We start from the raw sequence: 21,070 nt of genomic DNA, 5'->3' as shown, positions 1-21,070 counted from the left end.
ATGGTCTCCGGCATCACCCACGACTGGCCCGCCGCCAACCAACCTCACCGAAAGCCACTTTTTCGGCAGCCACCTAGGTGAAGCGTTCGTATCGGACCAGTTCGTCGAGCGGCTTGCGGCCACCCATCGGCGAAGCAGCTCGGCCTGTCGTTTCGGCATCTGGGTCCGGGTAGCCGAGGGCGACGGCGTACCGGCAGGAGTGATCGTCCGGCACACCGAGGGCCTTCCGGGCGCACTCCTCGCGGTGCAGGGTGATGGGGCACGATCCGACTCCGATGGCGGCCGCCGCCAGCATGATATTTTGGGCCACCCGTCCCATATCCCATTCGTATCCATCCGGGTGCTGGACCGGGGCGATAACCAGGGGGGCGTTACGGATGGGTACGGTGAAATCTCCGCACTCCGCCAGAGTGTCGAGTTGATCACGGTTCCTGATCACGACGAATGACCAAGACTGGCGGTTCTTCGAGCTGCCGGTCCACCTCGCCGCCTCGAGGATTCGAATGAGAGCAACTTCGTCGATCGGCTGGGGGAGGAACCGGCGAACTGTGCGGAGGCCGAGGACCGCCGCGTAGATCTCGTCTGATTGGTGGAGCATTGGTATTCGCCTCCTGTGGGTACGCTCGGAGATTAGCGGTCGGCGCCAGGAGCAGATATGCGCCATAGGGGCTGGTGTTATCTGAGTCATCCTTTATAAGATTGTTTCCCAAACGGAATACACTCACCTCAGCACTTGTTTGACCCTTCAATCGCTTCAAGGATGGATTCCATGCAGAACACGACGCATACGACACTGCCGGTGCTGCCATTGAGGAACGGTGTCGTTTTTCCACACATGGTCGTCACCCTCCGGATAGAGACCACCGAGGGCCGCACCGCGCTCGAAGCCGCCTCGGCGGCCGACGGGCGCATGCTGCTCGTCCCACGGATCGAGGGTCGCTACGCCTCGGTTGGAACCATCGCCGAAATCCACAACGACGACGGTGAAGGCAACATCGTGGTCGAAGGCGTTGCACGCGCCCGGGTGGGCGGTGGCTCGACCGATCAGAAGGGGGCACTGTGGGTTGAGGCTGAGGAGTATCCGGAGACGGAGATCATCGATGAAGAACTCGACGCGCTCGTTGAGGAGTACCGCGCCGTGCTCACCGCAGTCATGGATCATCGCGGGGTCGGGCGGATGGCCGAACGGGTTCTCGATGTCGACACGCCGAGTCGCCTGGCCGACATCGCCGTCTACTCGCCGGACCTCACGTTGGAACAAAAGGTCGATCTCCTCGAGACGCTGGACGTCCGGCAGCGGATCGGCAAGGTCCTCGACTGGATGCGAGAGACCCTCGCCGAGTTCGAACTGCGCAAGAAGGTTCGGGACGAGGCGGCCGAGCGGATCGACAAGGGTCAGCGGGAGTACCTCTTGCGCCAGCAACTGGAGGCGATCAAGAAGGAACTCGGCGACGACACCGATCTCACGTCGCAGTATCGCGAAAAGCTCGACGAGCGAGAACTACCGGAAAGCGTCCATGAATCGATCGAACGGGAGATCGATCGCCTGGAGCGCATGAGCGAGCAATCCCCGGAGCATTCCTGGATCCGGACCTGGCTCGACACGATGTTCGATGTGCCGTGGGGCACCCGGTCCGAGGATCGCCTCGACCTGGAGGAAGCGTGGACAGTCCTCGATGCCGACCACACCGGACTTCACGACGTGAAGGAGCGCATTGTTGAGCATCTGGCCGTTCGCAAGTTGCGGCGGGAGAGAGGTCTCGAACATGCACCGGGAAGGCAAGATGGCGCCATTCTGCTGCTGGTCGGACCCCCCGGAGTGGGGAAGACCTCACTGGGCGAATCTGTCGCCAGAGCCCTGGGACGGAAGTTCATTCGGGTGGCGCTCGGAGGCGTTCGCGACGAGGCAGAAATCCGCGGCCATCGCCGTACGTACGTCGGAGCCCGCCCGGGACGGGTGGCCAGGGCGTTGATCGAGGCCACCACGATGAATCCGGTGTTCTTACTCGACGAGATGGACAAGGTGGGCGCCGACTGGCGGGGAGATCCTTCTTCTGCGCTGCTCGAAGTCCTCGACCCGGCTCAGAACCACACGTTCCGTGATACCTATCTGGAAGTCGATTTGGACCTGTCCGATGTGCTGTTCATCGCAACTGCCAACGTTCTCGAAACGATTCCGGCGCCGTTGCTGGACAGGACCGAGGTGATCCATCTGGATGGCTACACGGAAACTGAGAAGGTGGAGATCGCTCGCGACCATCTGTTGCCCCGCCAGATCCGATCGGCGGGCCTCGAGCCCGAAGAGATCTCGGTGACCGAGCCGGCGCTGGCTCTGGTCGTCGACCGCTACACCCGCGAAGCGGGCGTGCGTGGGCTCGAACGGCAATTGGGCAAGCTCACCCGCAAGGTGGCAACCAAGATCGCGGTCCGCTCGGAAACCGGTGAGCAAACCCCGGTGGATATCGATGAGCCTCAGATCATCGAGTATCTCGGCAAGCCGAAGGTCTGGCATGACGAGGCCGCCGATCGTACCGATGTGCCCGGCGTGGCCACGGGCCTCGCCGTTACCGGTGCCGGTGGCGATGTGCTGTTCATTGAGGCGACCGCGATGGATGGAGAACCGCGCCTCACGTTGACCGGGCAACTGGGTGATGTGATGAAGGAGTCCGCCCGAATTGCTCTGTCGTACGTCGAAGCGCATGCCGGCGAACTCGGACTGTCATCGGACACGTTCCGGCGGCAGTTCCACGTGCATGTGCCGGCGGGGGCGGTTCCCAAGGATGGTCCGTCCGCCGGTATCACGATGACGACGGCCCTGGTTTCGCTGTTGACCGGTCGCAAGGTGCGACACAACGTTGGTATGACCGGCGAGGTGACGCTCCAGGGCAAGGTGCTTCCAATCGGCGGGGTCAAGCAGAAGGTCCTGGCTGCGCATCGTGCCGGTCTGACCGACGTGATCGTGCCACTGCGCAACGAGGTCGACCTCGATGATGTGCCCGAGGTGATTCGCACCGAGATGACGTTCCATGTCGTTGGGAACATCGGCGAGGTGCTCGACATCGCCTTGGAGCCGGCCGCCGGCTGAGGGCTGCCAAGACGAGGACGACCAGGTCCGCTGCCCGGCGCCGGGCATTTGCCTCCCGGTATCAGCCTCCGGCGACGCGCCGAGAGCCGATTCCGGGAGGTACCTGCTCATTGGTACTCGTAGAAGCCCCTGCCGCTTTTACGGCCGAGCAGCCCGGCCTCCACCATGCGAACCAGCAAGGGTGGAGGGGCGTACTGGGGGAGCTTGAACTCGCCGTAGAGCACGTCGGCAACTGCCTTGGCGGTATCCAGTCCGACGAAGTCCGCCAGCGTCAAAGGGCCCATCGGATGGTTGGCGCCGAGGCGCATGCCCGTGTCGATATCTTCGGCGGTGGCCACACCGTTCTCGTAGAGACGAATGGCCTCGAGCATGTACGGCACGAGCAACATGTTGACGATGAACCCGGCGCGGTCTTTGGCATGAATCACGGTCTTGCCGAGCTGATCGCAGGCGAATTGTTCGGCGCGTGCTTCGACGGCGGGAGACGAGAGAACCGTGCTGATCAACTCGACGAGGCCCATGACCGGGACGGGGTTGAAGAAGTGCATTCCCACCACCGATTGGGGACGGTTCGTCGCCCCGGCGAGGCGGGTGATGGGTATCGATGAGGTATTGGAGGCGAGGATGGCGTCCTCATCCTCGATGACCTTGTCGAGAGTGCTGAAGATCTCCAACTTCAGTGGCTCGTTCTCCGTGATCGCTTCGACGACGAGTTGCCTATCGGCCAAATCGCCGAGGTCGGTCGTATATGTGATGCGGTCGAGGATTGCCTCGCGGGTTTCCGGGTCGAGCTTGCCCTTGTCGACGGCCCGGCCGGTCGATTTCTCGACCTTCGACCGGGCGGCGGCCACGGTGGCCGCGTCGATTTCCCGGATGGTGACATCGAGGCCGGCCTTGGCGGATACTTCCGCGATCCCGGATCCCATGAGTCCGCCGCCGACGATTCCGATCCTGTGAATGGTCACGTGCCAACCTCCTAGTGTCTCGTTTCATCCTTGCAGGTGAAACCGGCTTGATCTCAGAGGCCAATGGCTACTGGCCGATGCCTAATTGCCGTGTTCGCCCGGATAGCGCTCGAGCAGATCGAAGATGGCGTCGGATCCGTTGTTCACCGCGGCTGTGGGGATACGTTCGTTGGCTGCATGGACCGTGGATTGAAACTCGAACCCGGCGGGCAACTGCATCGGGAGGAATCCGTAGTGCTGGATTCCGAGGCGTCCGAACCAGCGACCGTCGGTAACGGCCGGCAAGAGGAACGGAACCGGGATAGCGAGCGGATCCCGGTCCTTCAAGATACGCGCAAGGAGGTCGAACAGAGCCAGGTTGGGTTCGCCGACCGGCGGCAAACCCTCCGTCTTGTAGGTGATCTCGACGTCCTTCCCGATCACCGAACGAAGCTCTTCGATCATCTCATCCGGGTCAAAACCCGGCAGCATCCGGCCATCGAGGCGAACGGAGACCTCGGCCGGGACGACGTTGTCTTTGTCCCCGCCTCTGACGACTGTGGCATTGACCGTGTTGCGAAAGACCGGTTCCAACACCGATAGCCGAGAGCTCAACAGCTTGAAGGCAGGGCCGGCGGTGCGCTCATCGAGTAACAATCTCAGCACGCGCTGTATGGCACCGTCGGTGTGTTCGATCATGCCCTCCAGCATCAGTCGGGTGGCGGGCGTGAGGTGAACCGGCATGCGCTTGCGGTCGAGGCGGGTGAGCGCAGTACCGAGTTTGGCCATCGCCCCGCCGGCGGTGGGAAGCGAGCCGTGTCCGGCCGCTCCCCGGAACGTCAGGTCGATCAAGACGCCCACCCGTTCCGCCACCTGGATCGGGTAGAAGCGCCGGCCGCCGAGTTCGAGAGGAAAGCCTCCAAACTCGCCGATGCAGTACTCGACGCCTTTGAAGTGGTGGGCGTGTTCCTCCACGAGGAACCGGGCTCCCTCGTTGCCGCCGTTCTCCTCGTCGCTCAGGATGCACAGGATGATGTCACCGGCGGGTGGCCGTTCTGAGGCCGCCATCCGCATGAATGCGTCGACCATCATGGCGACTCCACCCTTCATGTCGAGCGCGCCGCGTCCCCACACGTATCCGTCGATGATCCGGCCGCCGAACGGTTCTTGATCCCATTGCTGACCGGTAGTCGGCACGACGTCGATGTGGCCCTGCATCAAGAATGGCGGTGCTTGGCCGGAACCTGGGATTCGTGCGATCAGGTTGGGACGCGAGGCGGTGCGGGTGAGGATGGTGGTGGCGATCCCGGCCCCGGTGAGCAGACGATCGAGGTAGGTGATGGCCTCAGTTTCGTTGCCGGGCGGGTTCGTGGTGTTGAAGCGAATCAGCGTTTGCAGCAGTTCGACCGGCGATGGCATCAGCCCTCCTCGAGGTTGGCCTATCGCAGGCTAGTGAGGTGCTTTGAGCCTGGTGCTCGCGACGTGTCAGGGTCGTCTTCCTCTAGTGCGGTGGGGACCAGGGAGATATCCTGAAACTCAGGCTCCGTGGTCGCGCGGGTGAGAGCCTGTGCCGGCATATGTGTCTACAACGGAGTTCTGAGGGGTGCAGAAATGCGCAAGTTCCTCGTTGTCGCTCTCGTTGTGGGCATGATCGTGGTTGCGGCTCCCGCAATGGCCGGCGCTCCGACGTTTCCCGATTTCACCCCGATGGATGCAGGCCCGGAAGGTGTCGCCGTTGACAACTTCGGCAACGTGTTCGTGAGTGTCGGCATACCGGGCGATCCGCCCAGAACCGAAATCTGGAAGTTCGATCCGGGGGGTGACGGTTCCGTCCTGGCGACCATCCCGGGCACCGCCGGCGCAGCCGGCCTGGCCGTAGATGCGAATGGGAAGCATGTGTACGCGGCGGTGCAGTTCGCCGGCGTGTTCGAGATTGACATGGCCGGTAGCGTCGAACTCGTTGCGGGTACAAATGCGATCGTGTTGCCGAACTCACTTGCTTTCGATAAGAACGGCAATCTCTTCATAACCGAGACGTTCTCGTGGGATGTCGAAGATGGGCTCGACTACTACGAGTACTGCGATGCGGCTGTCACTCCGGGCGCGGTGTTCGACGGCTGGTTCGGCCGGGGAGGCATCTGGTGGGTCCCGAAAGGTGGCGAAGCCGAATTGCTCCTCCGGGATGACTTGTTGACCGGAGTCTGCGCTCCGAATCCGATCCCCTATCCGATCGGCGCCAACGGGATTGCCTACCGGCATGGCAGCCTGATCGTGGCCAACACCGAGAAGGCGCTGTTGCTCGAGATCCCCGTCTCGAAGGGTGGTGTCCTCGGTGATATCTCGGTTCTGAGCCAGGTCATCGGATTCGGAGACTTCGGGCCGTGGATGATCGACGGTATCGCTCTGGACGTCCATGGCAACATCTATGCCGCCATCGTCACCGGTAGCGTCCTTGTGCGCGTGAGCGCAGATGGTGAGCAGATCGAAACGATTGCGACCTACGAGGATGGTCTCGACTTCCCGGCGAGCGTGGCATTCGGGACCGGAAAGGGCGAACGCAAGAGCGTATTTGTCACGAATCTGGCTTTCGAAGTTCCAGAGGGGTACGCCGGCCCCGGCTTCGCCAAGATCAATGTGGGGCTACCCGGCTTGCCGTTGCCGTAGGAGGTCAACCTATAGGTCGTAACTGCGGAGTTCTGAGACGTGCCACGGTAGGCCTCGCCGGTCTGGACCAGCGACTCCAGTGCCCAGATGATGAACGTCAGCACCGCCGGCACGATGAACTGGTCGCGTATGTCCTTGGCATTTCGGGGCGGGAACCGGCGGGACGAAGCGGGCGTCATAACTGGTGAGAACTCGAGAAGGAGTCATGTGATGCGTTTCGTGGCCCTGTCGCTCGTCCTGGCACTGGTGGCTGCCGCCTGCGGAGGCGGAGAGACCCGCCCAACGAACAGCGCCCCGGCTCCGGACGCCGATACTGTGGCCGGCATGCTCGTCGCATCAGATGTCGACCGCGCCGATCCGGATGCCCCGGCCACCGACGTCGGGGCCGTATCTGCAGGTCTCCAGGGTTTTGCCGCCCATCTCTACGGCAGCCTTTCCGGTCCTGAAGGGAACCTGGTGTTCTCGCCGGTCAGCATCTCCACCGCGCTGGCCATGGCCTATGCGGGCGCGGCCGGAACAACGGCCGAAGAGATGGCCGCCGTCCTCGGCAATCCTCTGACCGCTGAGGAGTTTCACGCGGCCATCAATGTGCTCGACCAGGCCATCGAGTCACGCAACCGCGCAGCCACCGAACAAGAGGGCGGTGTTGAGATCAGCATTGCCAACAGTCTGTGGGGCCAAGACGGAATGGTGTTCCGGGATGCCTTTCTCGATCTCCTCGCCCTCGACTACGGCGCCGGAATGCGGGTGGTCGATTTCATCGATCCAGCCGCTCGGGAAGAGGCTCGCCTCACCATCAACGATTGGGTGTCGGGGGAGACCAACGATCGCATCGAAGACCTCCTCGGTGAAGGTGTCCTCGATGAACTGGTCCGCCTGGTGCTGGTGAACGCCGTGTATCTGAATGCCGCCTGGCTCATGCCGTTCGATGAGGCGGGCACCGTGGAGGCCCCCTTCACCCTCCTGGACGGATCTGAAGTGTCGGTGCCGATCATGCACACCGACGCTTCGATGCCGGTCGGGCGTGGGGATGGCTGGCAAGCGCTGCAGATCCCATACGCAGGTGGCGAACTGGCGATGCTCGTGATTCTTCCAGATGAAGGATCCTTCGCACAGGTCGAGGCATCATTGTCGGACGGGCTCATCGATCAGGTGGTGGAGTCGCTGTCGCCCGATCAGGTCATCCTTGCTCTCCCGAAGTTCGAGATCCGGACACAACTCGGTCTGGTGCCCGCCTTGCAGGCAATCGGCCTACGGGAGGCAACCAGCGCCGCGGCCGATTTCACGGGAATGACGGGATCGAAGGACCTGTACATCAGCGACGTCGTCCACGAAGCCTGGATCTCTGCAGACGAAGCCGGAACAGAGGCAGCCGCGGCCACGGCTGTAGTCATGTCGCTGACCGCGGCTCCGATGGAGCCGGTCCCGTTCGTGGTTGATCGCCCGTTCTTGTTCGTACTTCGAGACGCGACAACCGGTTTGATCCTCTTCATGGGCCGCGTGGTCGATCCGAGCGGCTAGACGTGTGGCCCGGTCTCAGCCGGGTGCCCGCAGCCTGTTCCCCAGGAGTACCCTGGTGAGGCATGCCCCTCTACACCTACCGCCACCAGGCTGATCTCGGGTCACCGGTTCTGATCGGCTCGTTGCAGGGTTGGGTCGACGCCGCCGGCGTCGGTTCCGCGGCAGCCGAGCATCTGGCTGGTGACGGCCCGATCGTGGCCGAGTTCGACGGTGATCAGCTCTTCGATTACCGGTCGAGCAGGCCGGTTGTCGACTTCATTGATGGACATCTTCGGAGCCTCGAGTGGCCGGATCTCGTCGTTCATCATCGGCAACTAGGTGGGCGCGATCTGCTGATCATGCGGGGGACCGAACCAGATCTCCGGTGGAGGGCGTTCGCCGCCGCAGTGTCCGAGTTCGCTTTGTCCGCCGGTGTTTCTGAGTTCATTGCCATCGGCTCGGTTCCGGCCCCGGTCCCGCACACCGTGCCGACTCCGATGATCACCACTTCACCCGATCCCGATCTACTCGATCCTCTGGTACGCAAACCGGAGGGTCTGTTGCGAGTCCCTGCTGCCGCGTTGACCGTGCTTTCTCACCGGCTGTCGTCGGATGGGATTCCGGCCCGCGGCTATTGGGCCCAGGTGCCGCAGTATGTGAGCGGCCCGTTCCATCAAGGCGTCATCGTGTTGCTTGAACGCGTCGCCGATCGCCTGGGTATTTCGATACCGCTCGACTCGCTGCCGGAAGAGGCGCTACAGCAGCGAGAGCACCTGGATGGCATCGTCGCAGGGCGGCCGGAGATCCAGAAGGTGGTCGAGAAGCTGGAAGAGTTGGTGGAAGAGGGTGACTCCATCCCGACGGCCGACGAGATCGGATCTCAAGTCGAGCAGTACCTACGGGATTCATCCGACGGTAGCGGGGATCCATTTGGGTCCGAGGGGTAGCGCGCAGCCGCGCAGGCGCCGAACCCTCCGACTATTCCGACCGTAGATCGGTTCCGGCTTGGTACGCTGGCGGCCATTCCAGGAGCAAGGTAGATGGCTGCGTACGACCATGAGGCGATCGAACGGCATTGGCAGGAACGGTGGGAGACCGACGGTCTCTACCGCTCGACGGTGGATTGGGAGAAGCCGAAGCACTACGCCCTGACCATGCTCCCATACCCGTCCGGCGACCTCCACATGGGCCACTGGTACGCAATGACGCCTTCGGACGCGCGCGCCAGGGTGATGAGGATGAAAGGCTACAACGTACTGTTCCCGATGGGCTTCGACGCCTTTGGTCTGCCTGCAGAGAACGCGGCCGTGCAGCGAAACGTGCACCCGGCCAAATGGACGTACGAGAACATCGATCGTATGCGACGCCAGCTGCGTTCGATGGGTGCGATGTTCGACTGGGAGCGTGAGGCGGTGAGCTGTGAGCCTGCCTATTACCGCTGGACGGAGTGGTTCTTCAAGAGGATGTTCGAGCGGGGCATCGCTTATCGAGGCGAAGCGATGGTGAACTGGTCACCGACACTCCAGACCGTGCTGGCCAATGAGCAGGTCATCGACGGGCGCGATGAGCGAAACGGACAACCCGTTGTACAGAAACTGATGGAACAGTGGTTCTTCGCGATCACGAAGTATGCAGATGAGTTGCTCTCCTTCGAAGGGATCGACTGGCCGGACGCCATCAAGGCGATGCAGAGCAACTGGATCGGTCGGTCGGAAGGCGCAGAGGTCACGTTCCGCACTGAAGTGGGCGATGAGATCGTCGTCTTCACGACCAGGCCCGACACGCTGTGGGGCGCCACCTTCATGGTGCTGGCCCCGGAACATCCGCTGGTCGACTCGATTACATCACCGGATCGGCGCGAGGTCATCGACGCCTACCGCATCGCCGCCGCCGCTCGCTCCGAGCTGGAGCGCATGGAAGACACGAAAGAGAAGAGCGGGGTGTTCACCGGAGGCTATGCCGTCAATCCGGTCAACCGGGAACGCATCCCGGTCTGGATCGCCGACTACGTGCTGCTCTCCTACGGGACCGGCGCCATCATGGCGGTGCCCGCCCACGACCAGCGTGATTTCGAGTTCGCCCGCCAGTTCGAACTGCCGATCATCCCCGTCATCCGCCCCCAAGGGGCAGCGCCACTCGTTGAACCCGAGATGGAGGTGGCATATATCGGGCCGGGGGAGATGGTCAACAGCGGGCCGATCGACGGCATCGAGACGACAAATGCCAAGGGTCGGGCGAATCCGTCGATCGCGGCCACGATCGATTGGCTCGAAGAGGCCGGCTTAGGTCGAGAAGCGATCAACTACCGGCTGCGAGATTGGCTGATTTCGCGGCAGCGGTACTGGGGTTCACCCATTCCGATGCTGCACCGCGACGATGGCGAGGTTGAACCGGTGGCCGACGAGGACCTGCCGGTGGTCTTACCCGAGGACGTTGAGTTTGAAGGTCGCAGCCCGCTGGTCACGAACGAGGAGTTCCTGGCCGCGGTCGACTCGGAGGGCGTTCCCGCCCGTCGTGAGACCGACACGATGGATACGTTCATGTGTTCCTCGTGGTACTGGCTCCGGTATCTCTCACCTTCATTTGAACAAGCCCCCTTCGACCCGGACGAGGCTGCGTACTGGCTCCCCGTCGACGTCTACACCGGTGGGGCGGAGCACGCCGTGATGCACCTGCTTTACGCGCGCTTCTTCGTGAAGGCAATGCGGGACATGGGCGTGTTCGACGACACCGAGCGGGTCATGCGGGAACACGGTCGCGATCCGTCGGGTCTCTTTGACGAGCCGTTCGCTGTTCTCCGCAACCAGGGTCAGATCCTGGGTGAGGAACGTCCGGGCGACCGGTTGGTGGTCGACGGTCATCGTCGGGACGAACTCGTGGTCGCCTCGTCCATTCGGGTCGATCCCACCGCCGGCCCGGAGGCGGGCCTCGTGGTCGGCGAGTTGATTCGCCGAACCGAAAACGCGCTTCAGGTGCAAACGGAAGAAGGTCTCGTGGCGGTCAAGGTCCCTGAGGAGGCGACGATCGAGATCCCGACCATTTTCGGGACCAACGATGTGACCCAGTTGAAACACCACCTGGACGTCGAGCGTATGTCCAAGTCCAAAGGCAACACCATCAATCCCGACGAACTGGTCGCCATCTACGGAGCCGATACCGTCAGGACTCATTTGATGTTCGCGTTCGAGTGGCAGAAGGGCGGGCCGTGGGACAGTCGCGGGATCGTCGGATCGTGGCGGTTCATCGATGATGTGTGGAAGCTCGGAACCTCCGGGTATCAGCCTGGCACGGTGTCGGAGGAGGCTTCGTCGACGCTGCGACGACGCGTGCATCAGTCCATTGCCAAGGTCGACGCCGACATGATGGACTTCAAATGGAATACCGCGGTGGCCACGTTGATGACGCTGCGAAACGAGATGCAGGATGCCCTGCGGTCCGCCGATGTTTCACCGGATGTCTGGGCGGAAGCCAGAGACACTATGTTGAAGCTCCTCGCACCGATCGCGCCCCACATCACCGAGGAGTTGTGGCAAGCCACCGGTCACGCGACATCCATCCACCTCGAGCCCTGGCCGGAATCCGACGCGCACATCGCCCGTGAGGACACCGTGACGATGGTCGTTCAGGTCAACGGCAAGGTCCGGGATCGAATTGAGGTGGATGCGGGTATCTCGGCGGAGGACGCCGAAGCGACTGCGCTGGCCGCAGAGAAGATCGCGCCCTGGACGGAAGGCAAGACGATCCGCAAGGTGATCGCCCGTCCACCGAAGCTGGTGAACATCGTCGTAGGCTGACGCCTCAACCACTTTCTCCGCAATGCAATGGACCGTGGTGGTCCACAGTATTGCCGAGAAACTGAAGTCCCTTTTCTCCGCAATGCTGTGGTGTGTGGTGATGCACAGTATTGCGGAGAAAACTGGGCTCTAGGATTTGGCTATGGATAAGCGGATCTACCAGTCACCCGATCTTCGAGCGCGGGCCCTGTGGGGTGGGGGGTTTGTAGTCGTCCTGATCATCGGGTTCTCGCTGTTCACCCCCTCCTTCGATCGCCGTCTCTTGTTGTGGTTGATCGCTCTGGTCGTCATCTTCTATTTCTGGCTCATGGCGAGGTCGCGGGTCGAGGTCGAAGGGTCGGACGTCACCGTGATCAACTTCGGACGGCGGCACCGGCTCGTCCGCCGCGACATACTCGAGTGCGGGATGGGCACTCGCCCGCTGATCGGCCCGGTCGGCCGATTTCGTATGCGGGATGGATCGGAGGTCCACCTGTACGGTCTCCAACCGCGTCGGGAAGCCGGTGATGACACACTGCGCAGCGATGAGTTGGCCGCTCTCGCATTCACCATCGGGACCGGCGGTCCGATGAACCCGGCATAGCCCGATGCTTGCGTAGACGCTCACCTGTGCGAGCATTGCGACCGTGATTACACCATCTATCCCTTCTCCGCCCATCAATATCCTCGAGGTTGGACCTCTCGACATCCATTTCTACGGGATCCTCATCGGTATCGGTGTGGTCGTGGCGATGATCATTACCGAGCGCCGGTATCTCCGCTTCGGAGGTAATCCAACCGACGTCGAGAAGGCCGCCTTCTGGGCGGTGGTGATCGGATTCCTCGGGGCGCGCACGGCCTATGTGAGCACCCACCTTTCGCGCTTCGAGGGGCGCTGGCTGCACGTCTTCGCGATCTGGGAAGGCGGACTGGCGCTGTTCGGTGGTCTGACCGGCGGCGCGATCGCGGCTATCTGGGTTATGCGACGGCGCGGCGGCGACTTCCCCGCCTTCGCCGATGCCGTCGCCGTCGGCCTCCCGGCGGCCCAGGCGATCGGCCGCTGGGGCAACTACTTCAATCAAGAGCTATTCGGAACGCCGACGGATCTCCCCTGGGGCCTGGAAATCGCCCGTCGCTACCGGCCGGCCGACTACCTAGATTTCGAGACATTCCACCCGACGTTTCTCTACGAGTCGCTCTGGAATCTCTGGGTCATCGCCGTGCTCCTCACCGTCGAACGCAAGTTCAATCTGAAACGAGGCTCCATCCTGCTCGTGTACTTCGTCGCTTACGGCACGGGACGGTTCCTGCTGGAACTGATCAGGACCGACACGACTTTCCGTGTATTCGGGATCAGCAGGAACGGTTGGGTCAGCATCGCGGTGGTCATCGGTGGTGTGATCGGATTGTGGCTTCGCAATCGGACCAGGGACGAACAGCCGACCACGGTCTGAGCGCGGATCAGCACGTCGGCTCTCGACTCATCAAGCTCACTCGATCACGATATCGTCGAGACCGTCTTCCGGATCCGGGTATTCCATTCCAAGGCGCTGGAGGGCGTCAACGATGATGGAGGATGTGGCCAGATTGCGGTACCACTTGCGATCCGCAGGAATCACATACCACGGCGCCCATTCGGTCGACGTTCGGGTGAGTGCTTCTTCGTAGGCCTCGACGTAGTCTCCCCACCGTTCCCGCTCCGCGAGATCTCCTTTGGCGAACTTCCATCGCTTGTGGGGTTCGTCGATCCGCGCTTCGAGCCGTGCCTTCTGTTCGTCCTTCGAGATGTGCAAGAAGAACTTGAGGATTGTGGTGCCCTCGTCGGCGAGTAACTGCTCGAACGCGTTGATGTGGTCGTAGCGCCGCCGCCACCGGTCTTCGGGGACCAGGCTGTGGACCCGGACGACCAGCACGTCCTCGTAATGTGATCGATTGAAGATGGCGATCTCTCCGGATCCCGGCGTGTCGTCGTGCACCCGCCACAGGTAGTCGTGGGCAAGTTCAGAAGCGGTGGGCTTCTTGAAGCTCGCCACTTTGACACCCTGCGGGTTCGTGCCGTCGAAGACGTGACGGATCGTCCCATCCTTTCCGCCCGTGTCCATTGCCTGAAGCACGATCAGTACCTTGTGTTTGCCCTCTGCGTAGAGCAGTTCCTGCAGCGCCTCTAGTTCAGCGTTCAGTTCCTTGATCCTGGCCTTGCCTGCCGATTTGTCGCCGGTGAAGCCCTGCGAATCTCTGGTGTCACGGGCGGCGATCTGGGCGGCCTGGCCCGGCTCGACTCGATACCGATGCATTGCAGATTCTCCTCTTGGGACGGCACTTGAACCCTAGTGAGCGTGCTCGACCCCCTTCCGCCGGAACCCGCATCGTGATAGAGGTGTGTGGCGGAGTGAGACGGGCTAGTCACCACAAGGAGTCGCGTGCAACCTCAGCACCTTGTCGCCGGCGGGGTCGCCTTGCTGATCGCGATCGGATCGGGTATCTGGTTTGGTGGGAGGCCCACCGAACCGCCTCCCGTGGTGATAGATCGAGGCACGACGGATGTGGGCCCAACGCCGGCTGCCGGCCTCACAGTCCACGTGTCCGGTGCTGTCGTCGAGCCGGGACTGGTCGAGTTGTCGACGGGTGCTCGTGTTGCCGATGCCCTGGCGGCCGCCGGCGGGGCTCTTCCATCGGCCGACCTCACGGCGGTGAATCTCGCCGCGCCCGTCATCGACGGCACGCTGATCGTGGTCGTCGAGGAAGGAGATTCTGGAGGGCTCCCGCTTCAACCGGGGGACGGCCGCGTCAGGGTCAATACGGCGACAATCGATGAGATCGCCACGTTGCCGGGTATCGGGCCGGTGCTAGCCCAACGAGTCGCCGACTATCGCGATTCCAACGGCCCATTCAGCGTCGTCGAGGACCTTCTCGATGTCCCGGGGATCGGTGAAGGCAAGCTCGCCACCATTCGGGATTCCGTGGCTATTCCGTGAGGGTGCCGGATGAACTGAGCAGATCGGCACTGCTGGCAGGCGGATCCGTCTGGTTCGGCGCCTGGGCAGGTCGATCGCTGAGCTGGACGGCTGTTCTGACGGGGTCGCTGGCATCCATCGCGGTCCTCGCCTTGCGGAGGCGCTCCCTGGCTGCGTTGCTTCTGATCGCGACCGCAGGATCGTTGTCCGGATCCCTGTCGACCCAACGCGATCAGGCGACGCTCGAAAGCCTCGTGCCGGAAGGCATCGTCGAGGTACGGGGGATCGCCGTCGAAGATCCCCGACCCGGGAGGACCGGCTTCTGGTTTCTGATCGAACCCGAGTCCGTGAGCACTCGCCATCATGAGATCATCTTGGACGGGCCACGACTGCTGGTCAGCGGCGACCAAACCTTCGACGTCATGGCAGGTGACCGGCTTGTGGTGAGCGGCCGTCTAACAGCCCGTCCGGGTAAGGCCCGAGGGGACGTCTACGCCGGGCAAATTGCGGCACGCAGTGTGGAACGGGTTTCGGTCGCGCAGGGTTTCTTTCGTGTCGCCAACTTGTTGCGGTCCAGGGTCGAAGATCAGCTGGCGGCGACGGCAGTGCGGCCGGCCGCCGCCCTCGTCTCGGGGTTCCTCATCGGCGACATACGTGAGCTGCCTGCGTCGGACGCGGAAGCGCTCCGGCGGGCGGGGCTGTCTCACTATGTGGCGGTTTCGGGCAGCAACGTGGCTCTCTTCCTGACGCTCTGGTGGGTCATCGTGGCACCGCTCGGATTCGGCCCCCGCCGGCGGGCCGTCCTCGGCGTCCTCGGACTGGTGTTGTTCGTTCTCGTGACCAGATGGGAGCCATCGGTCCTGCGGGCCGCGGTGATGGCGGGTTTTGTTCTCCTGGCCAGAGCCCTCGGAGTGTCGATCGGACCCTGGACGGCCCTCGGAGGCGGTGTGGCAGGGCTGTTGCTGGTGTCGGGTGAACTCGTTTCCGATGTCGGATTTCAGCTGTCTGTTGCAGCAACCGCCGGAGTCATCGCCGGTGCCGGATATCGCCCACTCCGGCGGCTTCCGATGGTCGGGGCCGCGTTGGCCGCCACGGTCTCCGCCCAACTCGCAGTAGCCCCGCTGCTACTCGTTCACTTCGGAACGTTGCCGCTCCTGTCACCGGTCACGAACCTCCTCGCCGGGCCACTTGTGGCCGCGGCCACGAGCTTCGGAGGTATCGGGGTACTGTCCGGTCTCGACTACTGCATCGACATAGCAACGACGCTGGCGAGTTTCGTGCTGGCAATTGCCCGGTCGGCTTCTCCCTGGCCCCAGATTGGGTGGCTCGGCTACTGCGGGGTGATGGCAGCCGTTGCACTGGGTCGGGTGGCGGGCTTGCGCCGAGTTATGGGATTGACCGCCGCCGCATGGGCATTCATAGCTGTCGGGTTGAACCCGGCTCCGGTGACGCTCCCGGCGGCGGTATTCCTCGATGTTGGCCAGGGAGATTCAACGCTGTTGCTGAGCGATGATGGAGCCGTGGTTCTGATCGACGGTGGGCCCGACGAGGGACTGCTGATCTCACGTCTCCGCCAATACGGAATCGACCACATCGACCTCGTGGTCGCTTCGCATCAACACCACGATCATGTGGCCGGGTTGATCGCGGCGCTGGAGCAGTTCCCGGTTGGTCTCATCTGGCACTCCGGTCACTCTGATTCAGGCCCTGAGATGCGAGCGCTTCTCGATCTCGCTGCACGCAAGAACGTGCCGACCGAGATCGTCAGGCCCGGGTGGAGAGCCGGAATCGGCAGCTTCTCCATTGAAGTGAGAGGCCCATTGAGACGGTATGCCTCGCCGAACGATCAATCGATCGTGCTGGTGATCGAGGTGGGCCGTCACACCATTCTGATGCCGGGAGATGTCGAGACGTATGCTCAGAAGGACCTCGGGCCAATTCTCGCCGACGTGTTGAAGGTGCCCCACCAGGGGGCGGCGACCAGCGACCTCGACTGGATACGCTCGACCGGGGCAAAGGTGGCCATCATTCCGGTCGGACCTAACGACTACGGGCACCCCTCGCCCGAGGTCGTGGATGTTCTCGACGAGATGGGAGCCGAAGTATGGCGAACCGATCGCGATGGTGACGTCGTGATCTCAGTCGGCGATTGAGTCGGCTGCTTCCGGAAACTCCTGGGCGGCGATCTGGCGGAACCGTCGTGCGATCAGCCCGACCGCGTCTGGATCATCAGGGTAGGAGGCCACCGAGGTGGTGATGGCAGAAGCCTCGAGTGGCAGATGGTGCTCCGCGGCCAGACCGGCCACTTGTTCGGCGAGCTTCCCTGCAAATACCCGGGCGCCCTCTGCAGAGGTCTCGGGAAGGACGAACGCCAGGAGGTGGTTGTCGCCGTCTTTGGCGTGCACGGCGTGATCGACCGCACGGACGCTGCGCCGGACCCGATCCCCAAGATCGGTGAGGAAGTTGCGTTTCGCCCTTCGACTCAACTCACCGGAGGCGGGAAGCTCGGCCGTTACCAGCGAGAAGATCTTCTCATAGCGGGTAGACCGGGACTTCTCGAGGTCCACAGTCTCGACCAGGCTGCGTGCGTTGAACAAACCCGTTGCATCGTCGATCTGGTCGTAGAGATCTAGTTTCGTGATCGAATCCCTGAGCTGCTCCGTGGCCCAACCTCCGATCAGACCGAAGGCCATGTAGCCCGCTCCCCGGGTGATGATCAAGCCGACCAGTTCGCTCCAGCCGATCAGATCGATTGCCGGCGAGCGGATCCAGATATATGCGACGGTTGCCAGCGCTCCGAGGATCACTCCGCCCCGAATGCCCCAGAACAAGAACCCGACGAAGACGGGCAGGAAGAACATCGTGGCTGAGACTTCCGTCGGATCGACTCTGCGGACGTACATGATCAGAGCCACGACGCCCAAGGCAACCAGGCCGAGCAGAAGAACGAGGCCACGGGCCTGGGTGTAGCTGACAGAGCGTGTTTTCGTGCGCGTGGCGTCGACCATGGCCCGCATGCTAAACGGTTCGCCGTTTCCGATTGGTCGATCTTTGACTTTGGCGGCGACGCCGTGAACACTGGAGGTCATGCCGCCGATCCTCAAGTCGCGTGTGGCGCTGGCCGCCCTCGTCGGAGTCTTTCTGATTCCGATCATGACATCTTCGCTGCGCGGACTCACCCACGTGCTGACATGTACCGGCCAGGTGGAGACGCCCTTCACGGTGGTCATCGAGGAGGGGAGCGAGCCGATCGTTCTGAGCGCCACCCAGTTGGTGGCCGGAGAGGATAAGACTCTCTGCGGCGGTATCGACGTCGATTTCCAGGCCCGCGCCTTCGAGGGAAATCGCGTTGCGCTAACCGTTGTGCTCTTCAACGAGACGGCCGACCCGTGGCGAGGAACGATCAACCTGGAATTGGGTCAGGCTCGAATACCGATTTCGATCGGTCTCGTGGCCCCCGGCGCCGAAGACGTCGAGACTGTGGTTCTCACACTCGACCAGGGTGAGAGCGAGATCTCCGGATCGTTGCTCATCGGGCCTTGACGACGTCGCCCGAGATCGGTCTGCAGGCCGGAGCGCACACCATCGATTTCTCCGGCGGACGAGTTCACCTCATGGGCGTACTCAATCTGTCCCCCGAATCGAAGAACACCCCCACCGTCGCCAGCAACCTCGAGGAAGCCCTCCGTATCGCCGACGCGCACCGCCGCAATGGAGCGACGATCATCGACGTCGGCGCCCAGTCGTCTCACTTCGAGAACGTTGAATTGAACCCGGATGAGGAAGTCGCCCGACTGGCCGGTCCCGTGCAGCGGCTCGTCCAGGAAGGCTTCCTGGTGTCGGTCGACACCTGGAAGCCGGAAGTTGCCCGTGCCGCCATCGAGTTGGGCGCCGTGATCATCAACGACACAGGCGGTCTCCGGCAGGCTGAGATGATCGAGGTAGTGGCGGGTGGCAACGTGGCGTCTGTGGTGATGTTCCTCGAAGGCGATTCGCCGCTGGCCGTCGGCTCGATCGATCTCGATCAGTCGCTGGTTGCCGGGATGGTCGATCGTCTAGGGCTACGTCTGAGGCAACTTGCAGGCTCCGGTGTGACGAACGTGGTGGTCGATCCGGGTATCGGGATCTCCTACCGGGCAGATCGGAGCCGGTACACCCTCCACCAACTCGACGTGATCCGACAACTCGATCGCCTGCACGCGTTGGGTAAGCCGGTGCTCCTGCCGGTTCCTCGCAAGGCCGAGCTCGCCCCTACTCTGGCGCTGGCGACGCTCGCACTTGAGTATGGAGCAGACATCCTGCGCGTTCACGACACAGAAGCGGTGGCAGAGATTGCACGTTTGATGGGGAGAATGGAATGAGAAGACGCGCATTAGTGACCGGATCCGCCCGCGGCCTCGGCAGGCATCTGGCAATCAGCCTCGGATCCGACGGGTTTGATGTCATCGTGCACTACCGCTCGAGCAGGGAAGAAGCGGAAGAGACGGCCCGCCTCGTCGTGGAAGCCGGAGGGGGAGCGGACCTCGTTGCAGCAGATCTCACGGACCCGGCCTCGGTTGATGCGTTGGCGGAGGCGATTCGGGAGGCCGGGGACCTCGATGTTCTCGTCAACAATGTTGGGGGGTTCATCATCCGGCATACCGACGACCTCACGACGGACGATTGGGATCGAGTCCTGGCTGCGACCGCCAGCGCCACGTTCTACACGACCCGGGCCTTGCTGCCCCTCTTGCGGGGCCGGCCACATGCCCGGATCATCAATGTCGCCGACTCGGGGGCGGACAACCTGCGCGCCTCACCGAAGTCTCTTCCCTACTACGTTGGAAAGACCGGAGTGCTGATCATGACCAAGACCTTTGCTGTGACCGAGGCGTCCCGCCAAGTGACCGTGAACGCGATCATGCCCGGAGTACTCGAGAACAGCATCACGTTCCCGTCTCTCGAGAGGATCCCGGCGGGCCGTTTGGGAACCTTGGACGACATCGCCGGAGCGGTTCGCTATCTCGCTTCTCCGGAGGCAGATTATGTGACGGGTTCATACATTCAGGTCGGTGGAGGGTGGAACCTCTGACATGACCTCCATCTGGCACGTCTCCGGTCCACGGGATGCCGGACCCGGCGAACGACAGCAGATGCTTTCGCGGGCACAGGCCGTTTTCGACCAACTCGACGTACAGGGGGCAGACATCGTGCGTGTCGATGTCCCTGGGCGCGGTGCTGCTGCAGAGGGGATGGAGCGTGACGGGGTTGTGCGCGGGGAAGTCGAACCGGCTTTGCCCGCCCTCCAGTCCGGCTCACTCTTTGGCGGCCGCCAGGGCCTTCTGATCGTTGATGGCCAGCACTTGCTAAAAGGAGAAGCCGACGTCATCGCCGAACTCCTGGGGAATGCCGACCCTGAGACGATATTGGTGGTTGTGTCCGCCGGTGCGGTTCCTTCGTCGCTCTCGAAAATGCTGAAGAGTGGCGAGACGATCAAGATCGAGAAACTCCGCGAAAAGGATGCAGCCGCCTGGCTCTCGACGGAGATCCGGACCCGGAAGATGAAGATTCCGGCTGAAGCCCGCGAGGCGTTGATGCAGCGTTTCGGCAGCAACGTTGCTGCCCTGGGTCAAGCGCTCGACCAACTGGCAGGCGAAGCCGCCATTACTCGTGAGACGATCCTCGTTCGTTTCCACAACCGTCCCGACGAACCGATGTGGCATCTGGCCGACGCCATCAGCGCCGGAAAGGTGGGAGAGGCCCTCCGGCGTCTGGCCGACTTCCTAACGCACGGACATCCGCTCCAACTACTCGGCTACCTCGAAGATGATCTCAAACGGCGGTCGCTCGCTTCGGCGGCAGGCAGCATCGATGAGTACGCCGAAAACGTAGGAGCACGACCGGGCGATTGGCGAGTCAAGCGTGATTGGACCCGGCGGTCGAGTGTCTCGGACTCGGAACTGCGAGCAGCGCTGTCGGCGCTGCTGCGGGCGGACAGACTCCTCAAATCGGCTCCCGAGGAGACCCACAGGCTGACCATGGATCGCCTGACCGTTGCACTGTGCCGCCTCTACGGAGGCCGTCCGGTCGGAGTGGGCTAGACACCCCAGGGTTGTATCTTGTCAAGCGGCGGCTTTGTCTCGTGTTGTCTGGCGGTGGGCCCAGGCGGTG

General features: G+C 62.7%; 18 protein-coding genes. 13 read left to right on the top strand and 5 right to left on the bottom strand.

Features of this window, described 5'->3' with window-relative positions; genetic code table 11:
* Positions 1-73: 73 nt before the first annotated feature.
* Entirely contained in the window at positions 74-598 is a 525-nt protein-coding gene (locus tag P1T08_15425; GenBank protein MDF1597468.1) for a nitroreductase, read from the bottom strand.
* 171 nt (positions 599-769) lie between these two features.
* Here P1T08_15425 and lon point away from each other — a divergent pair, with 171 nt between their 5' ends.
* On the top strand, positions 770-3,085 hold the full coding sequence (gene lon, locus P1T08_15420; protein ID MDF1597467.1) for an endopeptidase La: 2,316 nt from the start codon (positions 770-772) through the stop codon (positions 3,083-3,085).
* Between the two features lie 107 nt (positions 3,086-3,192).
* Here the strand turns inward: lon and P1T08_15415 are convergent, their stop codons facing one another.
* Positions 3,193-4,050 (bottom strand): 3-hydroxybutyryl-CoA dehydrogenase, encoded by an 858-nt coding sequence (locus P1T08_15415; GenBank protein ID MDF1597466.1) that lies wholly within the window; start codon positions 4,048-4,050, stop codon positions 3,193-3,195.
* An 81-nt stretch (positions 4,051-4,131) separates the two neighbouring features.
* Positions 4,132-5,448, bottom strand: a complete 1,317-nt coding sequence (locus tag P1T08_15410) for a M20/M25/M40 family metallo-hydrolase (protein MDF1597465.1) — start codon at positions 5,446-5,448, stop codon at positions 4,132-4,134.
* Positions 5,449-5,640: 192 nt separating this feature from the next.
* Here P1T08_15410 and P1T08_15405 point away from each other — a divergent pair, with 192 nt between their 5' ends.
* The 6 genes from P1T08_15405 to lgt all read left to right on the top strand — a co-directional run bounded on the left by P1T08_15405 (position 5,641) and on the right by lgt (position 13,420).
* Positions 5,641-6,693, top strand: coding sequence for an SMP-30/gluconolactonase/LRE family protein (locus P1T08_15405; protein MDF1597464.1), 1,053 nt, complete (start codon positions 5,641-5,643; stop codon positions 6,691-6,693).
* Between the two features lie 210 nt (positions 6,694-6,903).
* Positions 6,904-8,214 (top strand): serpin family protein, encoded by a 1,311-nt coding sequence (locus tag P1T08_15400; GenBank protein MDF1597463.1) that lies wholly within the window; start codon positions 6,904-6,906, stop codon positions 8,212-8,214.
* Between the two features lie 62 nt (positions 8,215-8,276).
* The gene (locus tag P1T08_15395; protein ID MDF1597462.1) at positions 8,277-9,140 is read left to right on the top strand and encodes a PAC2 family protein; all 864 of its coding nucleotides are present in this window, start codon (positions 8,277-8,279) and stop codon (positions 9,138-9,140) included.
* Positions 9,141-9,233: 93 nt separating this feature from the next.
* The gene (gene leuS / locus P1T08_15390) at positions 9,234-11,987 is read left to right on the top strand and encodes a leucine--tRNA ligase (protein MDF1597461.1); all 2,754 of its coding nucleotides are present in this window, start codon (positions 9,234-9,236) and stop codon (positions 11,985-11,987) included.
* Between the two features lie 142 nt (positions 11,988-12,129).
* The gene (locus P1T08_15385; GenBank protein MDF1597460.1) at positions 12,130-12,570 is read left to right on the top strand and encodes a hypothetical protein; all 441 of its coding nucleotides are present in this window, start codon (positions 12,130-12,132) and stop codon (positions 12,568-12,570) included.
* 43 nt (positions 12,571-12,613) lie between these two features.
* On the top strand, positions 12,614-13,420 hold the full coding sequence (gene lgt / locus P1T08_15380) for a prolipoprotein diacylglyceryl transferase (GenBank protein ID MDF1597459.1): 807 nt from the start codon (positions 12,614-12,616) through the stop codon (positions 13,418-13,420).
* 36 nt (positions 13,421-13,456) lie between these two features.
* On the opposite strand, the gene P1T08_15375 is transcribed toward lgt, so the two are convergent.
* A complete protein-coding gene (locus P1T08_15375; GenBank protein ID MDF1597458.1) occupies positions 13,457-14,260 on the bottom strand; it encodes a polyphosphate kinase 2 family protein in 804 nt (267 codons plus the stop codon).
* A 126-nt stretch (positions 14,261-14,386) separates the two neighbouring features.
* On the opposite strand from P1T08_15375, the gene P1T08_15370 reads away from it, so the two are divergent.
* Both P1T08_15370 and P1T08_15365 read left to right on the top strand, forming a co-directional pair.
* Positions 14,387-14,941 carry a ComEA family DNA-binding protein gene (locus P1T08_15370; protein MDF1597457.1) on the top strand — a complete coding sequence of 185 codons (555 nt, stop codon included), beginning with the start codon at positions 14,387-14,389 and terminating at the stop codon, positions 14,939-14,941.
* A gap of 2 nt (positions 14,942-14,943) precedes the next feature.
* On the top strand, positions 14,944-17,073 hold the full coding sequence (locus tag P1T08_15365) for a ComEC/Rec2 family competence protein (protein ID MDF1597456.1): 2,130 nt from the start codon (positions 14,944-14,946) through the stop codon (positions 17,071-17,073).
* Here the strand turns inward: P1T08_15365 and P1T08_15360 are convergent.
* Positions 17,059-18,009: a hypothetical protein gene (locus P1T08_15360; GenBank protein MDF1597455.1), complete on the bottom strand. Its 951-nt coding sequence runs from the start codon at positions 18,007-18,009 to the stop codon at positions 17,059-17,061. The genes P1T08_15365 and P1T08_15360 overlap by 15 nt on opposite strands.
* On the opposite strand from P1T08_15360, the gene P1T08_15355 reads away from it, so the two are divergent.
* From P1T08_15355 to P1T08_15340, 4 genes are read left to right on the top strand one after another with little or no spacing between them, the layout of a single operon-like run.
* Positions 18,008-18,463 (top strand): hypothetical protein, encoded by a 456-nt coding sequence (locus tag P1T08_15355; GenBank protein ID MDF1597454.1) that lies wholly within the window; start codon positions 18,008-18,010, stop codon positions 18,461-18,463. The genes P1T08_15360 and P1T08_15355 overlap by 2 nt on opposite strands.
* On the top strand, positions 18,460-19,281 hold the full coding sequence (locus P1T08_15350) for a dihydropteroate synthase (GenBank protein MDF1597453.1): 822 nt from the start codon (positions 18,460-18,462) through the stop codon (positions 19,279-19,281). The genes P1T08_15355 and P1T08_15350 overlap by 4 nt, the downstream gene beginning before the upstream one ends.
* On the top strand, positions 19,278-19,991 hold the full coding sequence (locus tag P1T08_15345; GenBank protein MDF1597452.1) for an SDR family oxidoreductase: 714 nt from the start codon (positions 19,278-19,280) through the stop codon (positions 19,989-19,991). Before P1T08_15350 ends, P1T08_15345 begins: the two co-directional genes overlap by 4 nt.
* Before the next feature lies 1 nt (position 19,992).
* Positions 19,993-21,000 carry a hypothetical protein gene (locus P1T08_15340; protein ID MDF1597451.1) on the top strand — a complete coding sequence of 336 codons (1,008 nt, stop codon included), beginning with the start codon at positions 19,993-19,995 and terminating at the stop codon, positions 20,998-21,000.
* Positions 21,001-21,070 lie beyond the last annotated feature (70 nt).

The sequence above is a fragment of the Acidimicrobiia bacterium genome, from assembly GCA_029210695.1.
Taxonomy (GTDB): Bacteria; Actinomycetota; Acidimicrobiia; order Spongiisociales; family JAHEDJ01; genus JAHEDJ01.
The sequence above is the reverse complement of the archived record's forward strand: the minus strand, read 5'-3'. Positions and strand labels throughout refer to the sequence as shown.

What these genes read in the sequence shown, in the direction of transcription:
- P1T08_15425 (MDF1597468.1), bottom strand. Translation starts at nt 598, where the DNA reads ATGCTCCACCAATCAGACGAGATCTACGCGGCGGTCCTCGGCCTCCGC.
- lon (MDF1597467.1), top strand. Translation starts at nt 770, where the DNA reads ATGCAGAACACGACGCATACGACACTGCCGGTGCTGCCATTGAGGAAC.
- P1T08_15410 (MDF1597465.1), bottom strand. Translation starts at nt 5,448, where the DNA reads ATGCCATCGCCGGTCGAACTGCTGCAAACGCTGATTCGCTTCAACACC.
- P1T08_15405 (MDF1597464.1), top strand. Translation starts at nt 5,641, where the DNA reads ATGCGCAAGTTCCTCGTTGTCGCTCTCGTTGTGGGCATGATCGTGGTT.
- P1T08_15400 (MDF1597463.1), top strand. Translation starts at nt 6,904, where the DNA reads ATGCGTTTCGTGGCCCTGTCGCTCGTCCTGGCACTGGTGGCTGCCGCC.
- P1T08_15395 (MDF1597462.1), top strand. Translation starts at nt 8,277, where the DNA reads ATGCCCCTCTACACCTACCGCCACCAGGCTGATCTCGGGTCACCGGTT.
- leuS (MDF1597461.1), top strand. Translation starts at nt 9,234, where the DNA reads ATGGCTGCGTACGACCATGAGGCGATCGAACGGCATTGGCAGGAACGG.
- P1T08_15385 (MDF1597460.1), top strand. Translation starts at nt 12,130, where the DNA reads ATGGATAAGCGGATCTACCAGTCACCCGATCTTCGAGCGCGGGCCCTG.
- P1T08_15375 (MDF1597458.1), bottom strand. Translation starts at nt 14,260, where the DNA reads ATGCATCGGTATCGAGTCGAGCCGGGCCAGGCCGCCCAGATCGCCGCC.
- P1T08_15355 (MDF1597454.1), top strand. Translation starts at nt 18,008, where the DNA reads ATGCCGCCGATCCTCAAGTCGCGTGTGGCGCTGGCCGCCCTCGTCGGA.
- P1T08_15360 (MDF1597455.1), bottom strand. Translation starts at nt 18,009, where the DNA reads ATGACCTCCAGTGTTCACGGCGTCGCCGCCAAAGTCAAAGATCGACCA.
- P1T08_15345 (MDF1597452.1), top strand. Translation starts at nt 19,278, where the DNA reads ATGAGAAGACGCGCATTAGTGACCGGATCCGCCCGCGGCCTCGGCAGG.
- P1T08_15340 (MDF1597451.1), top strand. Translation starts at nt 19,993, where the DNA reads ATGACCTCCATCTGGCACGTCTCCGGTCCACGGGATGCCGGACCCGGC.